9 protein-coding genes are annotated in these 13,133 nt (G+C 70.7%); 5 read left to right on the top strand and 4 right to left on the bottom strand.

Annotated elements, in window-relative coordinates; all coding sequences use genetic code 11:
• Positions 1-231 precede the first annotated feature (231 nt).
• On the top strand, positions 232-1,281 hold the full coding sequence (locus C7416_RS00390) for a sigma-54 interaction domain-containing protein (RefSeq protein WP_111516606.1): 1,050 nt from the start codon (positions 232-234) through the stop codon (positions 1,279-1,281).
• Here the strand turns inward: C7416_RS00390 and C7416_RS00385 are convergent.
• Positions 1,266-3,281, bottom strand: a complete 2,016-nt coding sequence (locus tag C7416_RS00385; protein WP_111517435.1) for a hybrid sensor histidine kinase/response regulator — start codon at positions 3,279-3,281, stop codon at positions 1,266-1,268. The genes C7416_RS00390 and C7416_RS00385 overlap by 16 nt on opposite strands.
• A 247-nt stretch (positions 3,282-3,528) precedes the next feature.
• Positions 3,529-4,533: an SDR family oxidoreductase gene (locus tag C7416_RS00380; protein ID WP_111516605.1), complete on the bottom strand. Its 1,005-nt coding sequence runs from the start codon at positions 4,531-4,533 to the stop codon at positions 3,529-3,531.
• A gap of 257 nt (positions 4,534-4,790) precedes the next feature.
• Between C7416_RS00380 and ligD the strand changes: the two genes are divergently transcribed.
• The 4 genes from ligD (at position 4,791) to ku (ending at position 11,772) form a co-directional block, all read left to right on the top strand.
• On the top strand, positions 4,791-7,577 hold the full coding sequence (gene ligD, locus C7416_RS00375; RefSeq protein ID WP_111516604.1) for a DNA ligase D: 2,787 nt from the start codon (positions 4,791-4,793) through the stop codon (positions 7,575-7,577).
• A gap of 149 nt (positions 7,578-7,726) precedes the next feature.
• The gene (locus C7416_RS00370; protein WP_111516603.1) at positions 7,727-8,128 is read left to right on the top strand and encodes a hypothetical protein; all 402 of its coding nucleotides are present in this window, start codon (positions 7,727-7,729) and stop codon (positions 8,126-8,128) included.
• A gap of 341 nt (positions 8,129-8,469) precedes the next feature.
• Positions 8,470-10,500: a hybrid sensor histidine kinase/response regulator gene (locus tag C7416_RS00365; protein ID WP_111516602.1), complete on the top strand. Its 2,031-nt coding sequence runs from the start codon at positions 8,470-8,472 to the stop codon at positions 10,498-10,500.
• A 216-nt stretch (positions 10,501-10,716) separates the two neighbouring features.
• A complete protein-coding gene (gene ku / locus C7416_RS00355; protein WP_111516601.1) occupies positions 10,717-11,772 on the top strand; it encodes a non-homologous end joining protein Ku in 1,056 nt (351 codons plus the stop codon).
• Positions 11,773-11,941: 169 nt separating this feature from the next.
• Here the strand turns inward: ku and C7416_RS29265 are convergent, their stop codons facing one another.
• Positions 11,942-12,628, bottom strand: coding sequence for a BON domain-containing protein (locus C7416_RS29265; RefSeq protein ID WP_240988227.1), 687 nt, complete (start codon positions 12,626-12,628; stop codon positions 11,942-11,944).
• 29 nt (positions 12,629-12,657) lie between these two features.
• Positions 12,658-12,930, bottom strand: a complete 273-nt coding sequence (locus C7416_RS00345) for a hypothetical protein (RefSeq protein WP_181461111.1) — start codon at positions 12,928-12,930, stop codon at positions 12,658-12,660.
• Positions 12,931-13,133: the final 203 nt, after the last annotated feature.

Below are 13,133 nucleotides of genomic sequence, written 5' to 3'. Positions count from 1 at the left end.
CGGCCCTGACTGCGGCTTCTGGTCCGCGGGGGGCGGGTCCACACTGCGTAATGCCAGTCTAAGCCCGGGCAGGCACGGTCGTTGCCGGTGTCCGTCTGACACAGCTGTCGGAAGTTGCCGCGCAGGCGCGCGCCGCTATGGCAAGCCCCCACGCCAAAGGCTAGCATAGGAACTTCTCCCGGCAACCCGCCACCTGCAACCCTCGACCGGCCGATTTCGGGCCAGCAACCCGTGCCAGTGACCGCCAGCACTTCGCGGCGCAGCAACGCCGCCCCCGCTTCCAGCCACGCCGCCGGCACCGCGCCGGGCAGCGAACCCGCGCCGCGCCGCGCCGTGCCGTCGCAGGTATCGCTGCTGTGGGAAAGCACAGCGCCCGCGATGCAGCGCCTGCTGGCGCAGATCGAGCGCGTGGCGCCCACCGATGTCACCATGCTGGCCGTGGGGGAAAGCGGCTCGGGCAAGGAAGTGGTGGCGCGCGCGGTGCACGAACGCAGCGCCCGCCGCAACGGTCCCTTCATTGCCGTCAACTGCGGCGCGATCCAGCCCACGCTGATCGAATCCGAACTGTTCGGCCATGAAAAAGGCGGCTTTACCGGCGCCATCGAGCAGAAGGCGGGCTACTTCGAGCAGGCCCAGGGCGGCACGCTGTTTCTCGACGAAGTCACCGAGATGCCGCTGGAGATGCAGATCAAGCTGCTGCGGGTGCTGGAGGGCCGCACTTTCCACCGCGTCGGCGGCGATACGCTGATCGCCACCGACGTGCGCATCCTCGCGGCCACCAACCGCGACCCGGTGGAGGCCGTGCGCGGCGGCCAGCTGCGTGAGGACCTGCTGTACCGGCTGGCGGTGTTCCCCTTGCATATCCCGCCGCTGCGCGAGCGGCCCGACGATATCGTGCCGCTGGCACGCCACTTCCTGGCCGAGTACAACGCGATGGAGCGCACCGACAAGAGCTTCTCGGCCGGTTCGCTCGACCGCCTGGTGCGCTACGACTGGCCCGGCAATGTGCGCGAGCTGAAGAACGCGGTCTACCGCGCCTTTATCCTCGCCGACAAGGTGGTGGAGATCGGCAACCCCAACCTCGCCACGCAGGCGCCGCGCCCGACCACCGTCGACGGCGTGGTCAACGTGCGCGTCGGCACCACGCTGGCCGATACCCAGCGCGAGATCATCATGGCGACGCTGGCGCGCTTCGACGGCGACAAGCGCCAGGCCGCGCGCGCTCTCGGCATCAGCCTGAAGACGCTCTACAACCGGCTCGACGCCTACCGCTCCTTGTGAGGCGCCGCAGGGCTGGCCGGCACCGGCTCGGCCAGGGCGCGCGACAGGGTCTCGATCGACAGCGGCTTGGTCAGGTGCGCATCGAAGCCGGCCTGCCGGCTGCGGCGCTGGTCCTCGGCGGTGCCGCGCCCCGACAGCGCCAGGAACTGCACCGCGCGGCCGCGCAGGTCCTTGCGCAGCGCTTCCAGGACTTCATAGCCCGACATGTCGGGCATCTGCAGATCGAGCAGCACGCAGTCGGGCCGGAACGCCGCGGCCACGCCGACTGCCTGCTGGCCGCTGTGCACCGCCTGGGCCTCGTGGCCAAGCAAGGTCAGCAGTTCGGCCATGCTGTCGGCGGAATCGGCATTGTCATCGACCACCAGCACGCGCCGGCGCGGCGCCTTGCCCCGCGGCAGCGAGGCGGGCTCGGCCGGACGCGTGTTGGCGCGCGGCAGGATCACGGTGAAGGTGCTGCCCTTGCCCGCGCCCGCGCTGTCGGCCTGGATCGCGCCGCCATGCGCTTCGAGGATGGCCTTGGCCAGCGCCAGGCCGATGCCCAGCCCGCTGCGGCTGCCGGCATCGCTTTCCTGCGCGAACAGGTTGAAGATCCGGTCCAGCGCCGCCGGCTCCAGCCCGCGGCCGGTATCCGACACCGCGGTGATCACGCGCTCCGCCTCCACGCTGACATGCACGCTGACGGTCCCCCCGCGCGGCGTGTACTTGGCCGCATTGCTGAGCAGGTTCAGCAGCACCTGCCCGAGCCGCGCGGCATCGGCCCGCACAAAGGGCGAAACCTCCGGCAGCGCCACCACCAGTTGCTGGCCCGACGCTTCCAGCGTGGGACGGATCGCTTCCAGGCTGGTGGTGACCACGTCGTTGTAGGAGGTTGGCGTCAACTCCATCTTGAGCTTGCCGGCAGTGACGCGGCCCACGTCGAGCAGGTCGTTGACCAGCCGCTCCACCTGGCGCAGCTGGCGGTCGATGATTTCGGCGCAGCGGCGCACGCGCGGGCCGGTGTCGGGAGTCAGCACGATCACTTCGACGGCATTGCGCACCGGCGCCAGCGGGTTGCGCAGCTCGTGGGCGAGGATGGCGAGGAAGGATTGCAGGCGGCGGTTGCCGGCATCGAGCATTTCGAGCCGCAGCGCATCGCTGAGGTCGCGCGCGGTCCACAGCAGGCTTTCCGGGCAACCGGCCGCGTCGCGCACCAGCACCATGCGCGTGGCGCAGCGCACCACCGAGCCGTCCTTGCGTGCCAGGCGCTCTTCGCCGGTCCACTGGCCGCAGGCCCGCGCCGCTTCCAGCGCCGCCTGCGGGCGGCCCGCGGCGGCTTCCTGGCGGGTATAGAGCCAGGCCAGCGGCTGGCCCGCCGCCTCTTCGGCGGTGTGGCCGGCAAGCGCGCGCGCGCCGGCGTTCCAGCTGCGGATGGTGCCGTCGAGCGAGAGTTCGCAGACCGCGGTGCAGGGCAGGTTCTCGGCCAGCAGGCGCAGCTTGTCGGCAGCCAGGTGCGCATGGTCGGCGGCGGCCTGCTGCACCGTGGTATCACGGCACGACACGATAAAGCCCGCGCCCGATGCGCCGTCGGCTGAGGTTCGCGCGGCGCCCGGCGCAGCGGCGGGCAGGTCGGCCGCGTCGATGCGCCGCAACTCGCAGCTGGCGCGCAGCAGGCTGCCGTCGCGGCGCACGCGCCAGCCTTCGTCCCGCGCCTGGCCGGCCTGCGCGGCCGCATCGAGCCATTGCTGGGGCAGGCCGGCGGCAACGTCCTCGGGACGGTGCAGCCGCGACAGATGGCTGCCGGCGATCTCCGCGGCGCTGTAGCCGAACAGCCGGCGCGCCGGTTCGGGCCACGCCACGATCACGCCGTGCGCGTCGAGCTCGAACACCGCGCAGTCCTGCACCGCGTCGAGCAGGCGCCGGTACCGTTGCGCCAGTTGCGCAGCATCGCTCTCCGGCGGCACGCCGCCGGAGGCTTCCACGGAGATCGAGCGAACTTTGGTTGCCGCTTGCAGCCCGGACATGAAGACCTTGGGTTGAGGTTGGATCGACGGCGGCCTGGCCGGCGCGGCATGCCGCCAGCGGCCCATGTCGCCGCACAGGGCCAAATGCCCGCGAGTGCGGGCATTCCAGTCAATGATAGGCGCTCGCGGCCCATGCGCCACCCGATATGGCGGCGCAGTGTGCGCAGCACGCGTTCAGCGGCAAGGAGATTGGCGTCCGGCCGCACGCAGGCCCTCCCGGGGGGCGTGCGGCACGCGCAGGTGAGCGCTAGCGGCGGCGCAGCTGGACCATCGCGGCGACCGCGGCCGAGGCCCCGACCACCAGCGCGGTGGTCAGCATGGGGTAGCGCGCGGTGGTGGTGTACGGGCAGGAATGCAGCGCGGCGCGGGTGCCGGTGCGTTCCTGGAGGCCGCTGCCGCTGCCGTAGAGGGTATTGTCCTCGAGCGGGCCGGCCGGATGGCGGGTCTGCTGCGCGCGGCCCATGAAGCGGCGCATAAAGCGGTCGAAGGTGTGCGGCGCATGGTACGCGGCGGCCGAGAAGGCCTTGGCGGCGGCGCCGACGAACAGTTCGCGACGCGGGTTCTCCGCGGCGAACAGGATCGCGTCGGCGGCCAGGGCCGGGTCGTACAGCGGCGGCGGCAGGCGCGGCTCCACGTCCAGGAAATTCTTGGCATGCATGGCCAGCGGGGTTTCCAGGCCGGCGGGCTTGATCAGCGTCACGCTGACCGGGGCCTGCTCCTGTTCCAGCTCCAGCCGCAGCGAGTCGGTGAAGCCCTTGATCGCATGCTGCGAGGCCGAGTAGGCGCTCTGCAGCGGCATCGGGCCGTCGGCGGCCTCGCTGCCCATGTTGATGATGGCGCCGCCATGCTCGCGCAGGTGCGCCGCGGCCGCCAGCGAGCCATGCACGGTGCCCCAGTAGTTGGTATCGAACAGCCGCCGCTGGTCTTCCAGCGGCACATCGCAATGGCGTCCGAAGATCGTCACGCCGGCGTTGTTGATCCAGGTGTCGAAGCCGCCGAAGCGCTCGATCGCGGCATGCGCCACCTTGCCGATCTCATCGTGCCGGCCGACATCCGCCACCACCGTGATCACTTCGGTGCCCTGCTCGCGCAGTTCTTCCGCCAGCTGGTGCAGCGACCCCTCGCTGCGCGCCACCAGCACCAGGCGTGCGCCCTGCTGCGCCGCCTTGCGCGCGGTGACCAGCCCAACGCCGCTGCTGGCGCCGGTCAGCACTATGACCTGCGAGCTGATTCTCTTCAAGGTGGGTTTCATCTGCCGCTTCCTCCAGTGGGGAGTCCCGGCCCGGCGCCGGGCGTATCGGTGGGAAGTCGCAAGGAGCGTTCCCGTCGCGGACCCGCCGTGACCGCGGCGGCGGGGCATGGCGTCCACGGCAGATTTACAACCCCTGGTAAGAACCACATGGCGCCGGGGGCGCATCCTCCGCGCGACGCGGTATGTAGGACGGGCGCCGATTTCAGCGCGGCCATGTGCTGCCTAAGCTGGATGCATCCACGCAACCGGCGACCGCCATGGCCAAGACCCCTTCGCAGGACTCGCGCGCGCCGCGCGCCGCTGGCAAGCGCGCGACCAAGCCTGCCGCCGGCACGGGCAGCAAGCCCGCCAAGACGACTTCGGCGAAGCCCGCCACCAAGCGCGCCGCAAGCGTTCGCCCAGCGGCACGGGCCACCGGCACGCCCGCGGCGCTCGAAAAATACCGCCGCATGCGCGACTTCGGCGCCACGCCCGAGCCCAGCGGCGGCGCGGCCCGCGCCGCAACGCGCAAGCGCGCGGCAGCGTTGTCGTTCGTGATCCAGAAGCATGCGGCACGGCGGCTGCACTACGACTTCCGGCTGGAACTGGGCGGCACGCTGAAGAGCTGGGCCGTGCCCAAGGGGCCCAGCCTGGACCCCGCCGACAAGCGCATGGCGGTCCATGTGGAAGACCATCCGATGGACTACGCCGGCTTCGAGGGCGTGATTCCCGCCGGGCACTATGGCGCTGGCACGGTGATCGTCTGGGACCGCGGCACCTGGGTCCCGGTGGGCGATCCCGAGGCAGGCTATCGCAGCGGCAAGCTCAAGTTCGAGCTGCGCGGCGAAAAGCTGCACGGGCACTGGACCCTGGTGCGCATGCACGGCAGCCGCCAGAAGGAGCAGGACGCCTGGCTGCTGATCAAGGAACGCGACGACGCCGCGGTGCCGGCGTCGGAGTTCGACGTGGTCGAGGCCCTGCCCGACAGCGTGCTGGGCGGCACCCAGCGCAAGCCCGCGGCCAGGCGCGCCGGCGCCGGCAAGGCGGCAAAGGCAGCCGAAGCGGCCGAGGCCGCCACACCAGCCGCGCACGATGCCATCCGCGCGCTGAAGCCGCCGCCGGGCGCCACGCGCGCGGCGCTGCCCCTGGCGCTGGCACCGCAACTGGCGACGCTGGTCGAAAAACCGCCGCCCGACGCCGCGGCCTGGCGCTACGAGGTCAAGTTCGACGGCTACCGGCTGCTGGCGCGCATCGACGGCAAGGATGTGCGGCTGTTCACGCGCCAGGGCCATGACTGGACCAGCAAGCTGCGCGCGCTGGCGCGCGATGTCGGCGCGCTGGGCCTGCCCGACGGCTGGCTCGACGGAGAGATCGTGGTGCTCGGCAAGCACGGCGAGACCGACTTCCAGGCCTTGCAGAATGCCTTCGATACCTCGCGCGTCGAAGCCATCCAGTATTTTGTCTTCGACCTGCCCTACTTTGCCGGCCATGACCTGCGCAAGGTGCCGCTGGTGGAGCGCCGCGCGCTGCTGCGCCGGATCTTCGGGTACAACGCCTCGCCGCGCCTGCAATTCAGCGAAGACTTCGAAGCCAGTGCCGGCGACATGCTGGACGCGGCGTGCCGCATGAAGCTGGAAGGCGTGATCGGCAAGCGCGCGGACTCCGGCTACGTCAGCGCGCGCAGCAATACGTGGATCAAGCTGAAATGCACCTTGCGCCAGGAATTCGTGGTGGCGGGCTTTACCGACCCCAAGGGCAGCCGCAATGGCATCGGCTCGCTGCTGCTGGGCGTGCACGACAGCGGCGGGCGCCTGCGCTATGCGGGCAATGTCGGCACCGGCTTCGACACCCGCACGCTCGACGAGCTGCGCACGCAACTCGATGCGCTGCGTGCCGATGCGTCGCCGTTCCACACGGTGCCGGCCGGCGTGCGCGGGCATTGGGTCAAGCCCAGGCTGGTGGCCGAAGTCTCCTTCGGCAGCTGGACCCGCGAAGGCCGGGTGCGCCATGCGGTGTTCCATGGCCTGCGCACCGACAAGCCCGCCGGCGCGGTTTCGGTGGAGCAGCCGGCGGCGCCCGCCGGCAAAGGCAAGGCGGCCGCCACGACGCGGGACAAGCCGGCAAGCAGGCCCGAGTCCAGCCCAAAGGCGGGCGCAGCCAAGCGCCAGACGGCGGTGGGCGGCAAGGTGTCGATCAGCCACGCCGAGCGCGTGATCGACGCCGAGTCGGGCCTGACCAAGGGCGAACTGGTGCGCTACTACGAACGCGCCGCGCCGCTGATGCTGCCGCACCTGCGCGGACGGCCGATCGCGATGGTGCGCGCGCCGTCTGGCGTGGGTGGCGAGCAGTTCTTCCAGCGCCACAGCGACACGCTGCGCGTGGACGGCCTCAACGTGCTGGACCCCGGCCTGTGGCCGGGACATCCCGCACTGCTGGAGATCGCCTCGGCCGAGGCGCTGGTGGCGGCGGCGCAGCTCAACGTGGTGGAGTTCCATACCTGGAACGCGAGCAAGCGCAGCATCGACCGGCCCAACCGCATCATCTTCGACCTCGACCCCGGCGAGGGCGTGCCGTGGGCACAGGTGCAGGAGGCGGCCGCGCTGATGAAGGCGCTGCTGGACGAGCTGGGGCTGGCCAGCTTCCTCAAGACCAGCGGCGGCAAGGGCCTGCACGTGGTGGTGCCGGTGACGCCGCGCGCCGGCTGGGACGAGCTGAAGGATTTCGCGCGCGACGTGGTGCTGCACGTGGCCGCGACGCTGCCGCAGCGCTTCGTCGCCAAGAGCGGCGCGCGCAACCGCGTCGGCAAGATTTTCATCGATTACCTGCGCAACGGCATGGGCGCCACCACGGTGGCCGCCTTCTCGGCGCGCGCGCGGCCCGGGCTGGGCGTATCGATTCCGGTGGCGTGGGAGGAGCTGGACACATTGACCAGCGCCGCGCAGTGGACCGTCGCCAACGTCGAAGCCCGGCTGGACGCGCTGGAGGCGGCAGACCCGTGGGCGGACTACGCCGATACCCGGCAGGCCATCACGCGCGCCGCGGCACGGCTGGCGCGGGCCGGATAGTCCGGATAGCCCCTGCGCCGGCTGGCTATTGTCGCCATGGCCGGCGGCACATTTCTTGCCCCTTAGTGGCGAGCGTGTCCCGGCGCCATCCACGTAGCCAGCCACACAGCAAGCCGCGCCGGGGCGGCAACACCCTACGGAGACAGACCATGGCCCCACTCAAGATCGTCGCCAACCTGCGCGCCGCCGGCACCACCGGCGCGGCCCCGCGCAACCGCCGCGGCCTGCGCCGCCTGCTGGTGTCCTGCGCCATGCTGTCCTGCGCGGCAGCCCCCGTGCAGGCCAAGCTGCCGCCGCCCACGCCGGAGCAGCAGCAGGCCGCCGAAGCCAAGAAGGCCAAGGAAGCCGAAACCGCCAAGCAGCAAGCCGACGCGCTGGCCGTGGTTCAGGACCGCATTGCCGCGCGCTTTGGCAAGGGCACCGATTACAAGGGCTGGACCGAGCCCGGCAAGATCCCGCAGAAGGCCGCCGAAGCGCCGCGCTCCACCGGCCCGCAAGGCGGCACCTCGCCCAGCGCCGAGGCCCACAGCGGCGAGGCGGCGCGCCGCTAGCCCGCTGCGGCACTCCACTCCGGCACTCCGGCCACACGCCGGTTTGGAGGCCGGCATGCCGCCCCGCGCCCTCCCCGCTGTCCGCGACGTTGACCAGCCGGCACGCGTCTTGCCACTGCGAAGCGGAACGGCCGGCGCAAAACACCGCGGCCATATTGATCAACAAGGGGGACGGCGATGATCTGGGGGATGGTGGATTGCAGGATTTTCAAAGGCTGTACGGGCCACCGTGGTAAGTCTTACACGCGGTGCGCGCCGACCAGCGCGCTTTTACACGGCGCGGCCGCGCGGTGCTGCCCGTCATTGCAGGTGCGCACCGGTGCGCCGCGCAGGGTGCAGCCATGAAGCCGCAAGCCAACCGCGCCCCGCTGATCCTGAACGTCGAGGATGGCGAAGGACCGCGCTACGTCAAGAGCCGCATCCTCCATCGCGGCGGCTTTTCCGTGATCGAGGCCGTCACCGGCCATTCGGCGTTGTCGCTGGTACGCCAGCACGCGCCGTCGCTGGTGCTGCTGTCGGCCAGGTTGCCGGACATCAGTGGCCTGGAAGTGTGCCGCCTGCTGAAAGAAGATCCGCAGACGGCGCGCACGCTGGTGCTGCTGACCTCGCCCGGGCTGGCCCAGTCGCGCCAGCGGGTGGAGGCGCTGAACTGCGGCGCTGACGGCTACCTGGTGGAACCCGCCGAACCCGAGGAACTGCTGTCCAGCATCCAGGCGCTGCTGCGCCTGCGCGGTGCCGAAGACGCCTTCCACCGCACCTCGCGCGCCCTCCACGAGCATGAAGACATGTTCCGCCAGCTCGCCGAATCGCTGGCCGACGTGGTGTGGATCCTCGATCCGTCGACGCGGCGGCTGCTGTTTGCCAGTTCGTCGCTGGTGACGGTGTGCGGGCACTCCGCTGAGCAGCTGATGGACAACCCGCGCCTGTGCCTGGAGCGCGTGGCCCCGTCCGACCGCGCACGCGTGGAAGCGGCTGTGGAAAGCATGCTGCGCGACGGCAGCATGGACATTGAGTTCGCCCTGACCCTGCCCAGCGGCGAGCCGCGCGAAGTCCGCGCGCGCGCCTTCCCCATGCGCAGCCGCGGCGGCGCCGACGACAGCGACGGCGCTGCTGCCGGTGGTCCGCCGCTGCGCATTGCCGGGATCTGCCAGGACGTGACGCTGCAGAACCGCGCCGGGCGCACATTGCGCGACGAAGAACGCCGCAAGGACCAGTTCCTGGCGATGCTGGCGCATGAGCTGCGCAATCCGCTGGCGCCGCTGCGCAGCGCCGCCGACCTGCTGCAGCAGCTCGCGCCGACGCGCGAAGACATGTTCCGCGCACGCGACATCATCGGCCGGCAGGTGCATCACCTGACCCGGCTGGTCGACGAGCTGCTCGACATCTCGCGCTTCAACCAGGGCCGCATCACGCTGCGGCAAGACCTGGTCGAGCTGCGCACCGCGCTCAATACCGCGGTGGAAGCAGTGCGTCCGGTGCTCGACGCCTACCGGCACACGCTGCGGCTGTCGCTGCCGGAGCAGCCGCTGCCGGTGCGCGGCGACCTGGTGCGCCTGACGCAGATCTTCAGCAACCTGCTGCAGAACGCGGCCGCGTACACCCCCGCCGGCGGCGTGATCTCGGTCGAAGCCGGCTTCGACGACAACGCGCCGGAGACCGTGCCGGACGCAGTCTCCGGCGGGCAGGTCACGGTACGCGTGCGCGACAACGGCACCGGCCTGTCCGCTGCGCTGCAGCGGCAACTGTTCGATCCGCTGGCCCCGCCCGACCCGGCCCGTGACAGCGATGCCCCGGCCGAGGCGCCGCACAGCGCCTTCCCGCATGACGGGCCGGGCATCGGCCTGACGCTGGTGCAAAAGCTGGTGCAGCTGCACGGCGGCACCATCCGCGCCTTCAGCGCCGGCCCCGGCCAGGGCAGCACCTTCACCGTGACGCTGCCGGTCGAGCCGTGGCAGAACTGGCATCCCGGTTCTGGCAAGGCCGGCCCGCGGCGCAGCGTGCCGCGCCGCATCCTGGTGGTGGACGACAACGTCGACGCGCTCGAGGCCATGACGATGGCGCTGCAGGCCATGGGGCACACCGTGGTGACCGCGCCCGACGGCCCCAGCGCGCTGGCGCGCGCCAGCGACGCGCGCCCGGACCTGGTGCTGCTGGACCTGGGCATGCCGGCCATGGACGGCTTTGAAACCGTGCGCCGGCTGCGCGCGCTGCCCGAACTGCGCGGCGCCAAACTGGTCGCGCTGACCGGCTTCGGCCAGCCCGAGGACCGCCGCCGCGCGCTGGCGGCAGGATTCGACCAGCACCTGGTCAAGCCCGCCGACCTGGACGCGCTGACGCGGCTGCTCGAGGAGCTCGACCAGGAGCGCGCCTAGCGCCGTGCCCGCGCCGGCCGGAGCCTTCACCCGAGGATTCAACAAGGAGCTATCCGTGCATACCACGCCCGATCCCGACATCCCGCCCCGTGAGCCCGAGGTCCCGCCGCCGGAGCCGCCGCCCGGCCCGCCCCAACCCGTGGAAGACCCGCCTCCGGGCGACATGCCGCCACCGCCGCCGCAACGCGCCGGCGCCCGTGGCAAAGGAGCGATCAAGTGTCTCGCATCATCTGGAAAGGCGCCATTGCCTTCGGGCTCGTCAACATCCCCGTCGTCCTGCGCCCCGCGTCGCGCAGCCAGTCGCTCGACCTGGACCTGCTAGACGTGCGCGACATGGCCCCGGTGGGCTACCAGCGCATCAACAAGAGCACCGGCAAGCCAGTCGACAAGGAACATATCGTCAAGGGCTACCAGTACGCCAAGGACGAGTACGTGCTGCTCAACGAGGAAGATTTCCGCCGGGCCAATGTCGAGGCCACGCAGACCGTGGACATCGTCAGCTTTGTCGATGCCGAGAGCATTCCGCCGTACTACTTCGACACCCCGTACTACCTTGAGCCCGACAAGCGCGGCGAGCGCGGCTATGCACTGCTGCACGAAACCATGCGCCGCACCGGCAAGGCCGCGCTGGCGCTGGTGGTGCTGCGCGCGCGCCAGCACCTGGCGGCGATGCTGGTGCATGACGATGCGCTGGTGCTGAACACCATGCGCTTCGCCGACGAGGTGCTGCCGCTCTCGGAGTTGCGCCTGCCCAAGGCGGCCAGCGGCAAGGCCACCGGCGCGCGCGCGAGAGAGATCGAGATGGCGTCCAAGCTGGTCGAAGACATGACCGAGGACTGGGCCCCGGAGCAGTACCGCGACACCTACCGCGACGACCTGATGGCGCGCATCGAGGAAAAGATCGAGTCCGGCAAGACCCACCAGCTGACCCCGCCCGCGGAAGAGGAAGAAGCGCCGCGCCAGGGCGCCAAGGTCATCGACATGGTGGCGCTGCTGCGCCAGAGCCTGGGCAAGCGCGGCAAGGGCAAGCAGGAAGACGAAAGCGAGGCCGAAACCGAAACCGAAGCCGAGCCCGCACGCCGCAAGACCCCCGCGCGGCACGCCGCCGCGCGCAAGCAGCCGGCCGCAAAGCGCGCCAGCGCTACGCCGGCCAAGCGCGCGCGCAGTACGGGTTCAAAGACCACCAGCACCAAGCGCGCTGCCAAGGGTGGATCGCACGCGCCCGCCGCGCGCAAGGGCGCCGGGACGAACGGCAGAAAACGCGCGGCTTGAACGCGCGGCAAGCTACAACGACTCCACGGCAAGAAGAACTCCCGCTTGTGTACTCCCTCTCCCGCGTGCGGGAGAGGGCGGGGGTGAGGGCCAGCGCCTCTACGAAGCGACGCCCGCCACTATACGAGTACCGCCCTTCGTGGACCCACGGGAGTCACCCACCACCCCCTCACCGCGTCGACACCTTCAAATTGTCATTCACTGACGTCACCCCTTCGACGCTGCGAATCGTCTTCAACGCAAGGTCGTGCTGCTGCTGGGTCGGCACCGTGCCGCTGACTTCCACGGCTCCCTGCTGCGTCGTCACGTGAATGCCGGTGGACTTGAGGTCCTTGGTGCCGAGCAGCCGGGTCTTGATCTTCGTGGTGATGGCGCTGTCCTCGATGCTTTGCCTGGCCTGGCCAACCCCGGTCACAGCGCTGGTGTCCGGGTCGGGCCGGCCGGGCATGCCGGGTGCCGAGTTGACCGGCGCCACCGGCGCATCGTCGGCCGCAACGAAGATCAGCCCGCTCTTGTCGAGCGCCAGCGCGCTGCCGGCAGCCGCCGCCAGCGCCGCGGCGCAGGCCATGCGCACGGTGCGCGCGGTGGTTCGTGGAATTCGCATGGCTTCCTCCTTGACGGTCCAGCGCACGCCGCTGCCGGGCTGGCACGCGGCGCCACTGGCAAGGCATTTTTCAGCAAGCTCCATACCCACCATGGCGGGCCGCGCGGTGCCTGCCGCAGCGAGCCGGATGCTGTGTAAAACGGGCCACGCGTTGTAAAAGCGCCGCAGCGCTGGCGTGGCGGATCGCGCGCATCGCGCCGGCCCAGGCGGCGTGGCGGCGCTGTCGTGCTTGGCATGGCGATTGCGAAGCAAGGTCTGCGGCAGTTCGCCGCGTCAAGGAGCTAGCAATGGGACAGCAGCAACAGCCGGGTCAATCGCAGTCGGGCCAATCGCAATCGGGCCAGAAGCAGCAGGAACAATCGCAAACTGGCCAACGCGGCAGCCAGCAGCAACCGGGACAACAAGGCGGCGGGCAGATGGGTGACAAGGACCGCATGCAGGACCAACAGCAGCAGCAGGACCGCGGCAGCTCGCAGCCTGGCCAGCAAAGCGGCCAGCGCAGCGGCCAGCAAAGCGGCCAGGGCGGGCAGATGGGTGGTCAGCAGGGTGGTCAAGGCGGCCAGGGCGGACAACGCCAGCAGTAACACCCAGCCGCGACAACAAGGCAGCTATCCGGGTATGTGCGTGAGCAACATGCGGTGCTGACGCAGGGGCATACGCCGGAGATTGGCAGGCCGGAACCCTGAACGGGGCTCCGGCCCTTTTTGCGGCCGCGGCGCGCTGCCGGCCCGCCCGCGCAGGTTGCCGCCATCCCGTG

The organism is Cupriavidus phytorum (assembly GCF_003254285.1).
GTDB lineage: Bacteria > Pseudomonadota > Gammaproteobacteria > Burkholderiales > Burkholderiaceae > Cupriavidus > Cupriavidus phytorum.
This window is presented reverse-complemented; position numbering and strand designations above follow the sequence as displayed.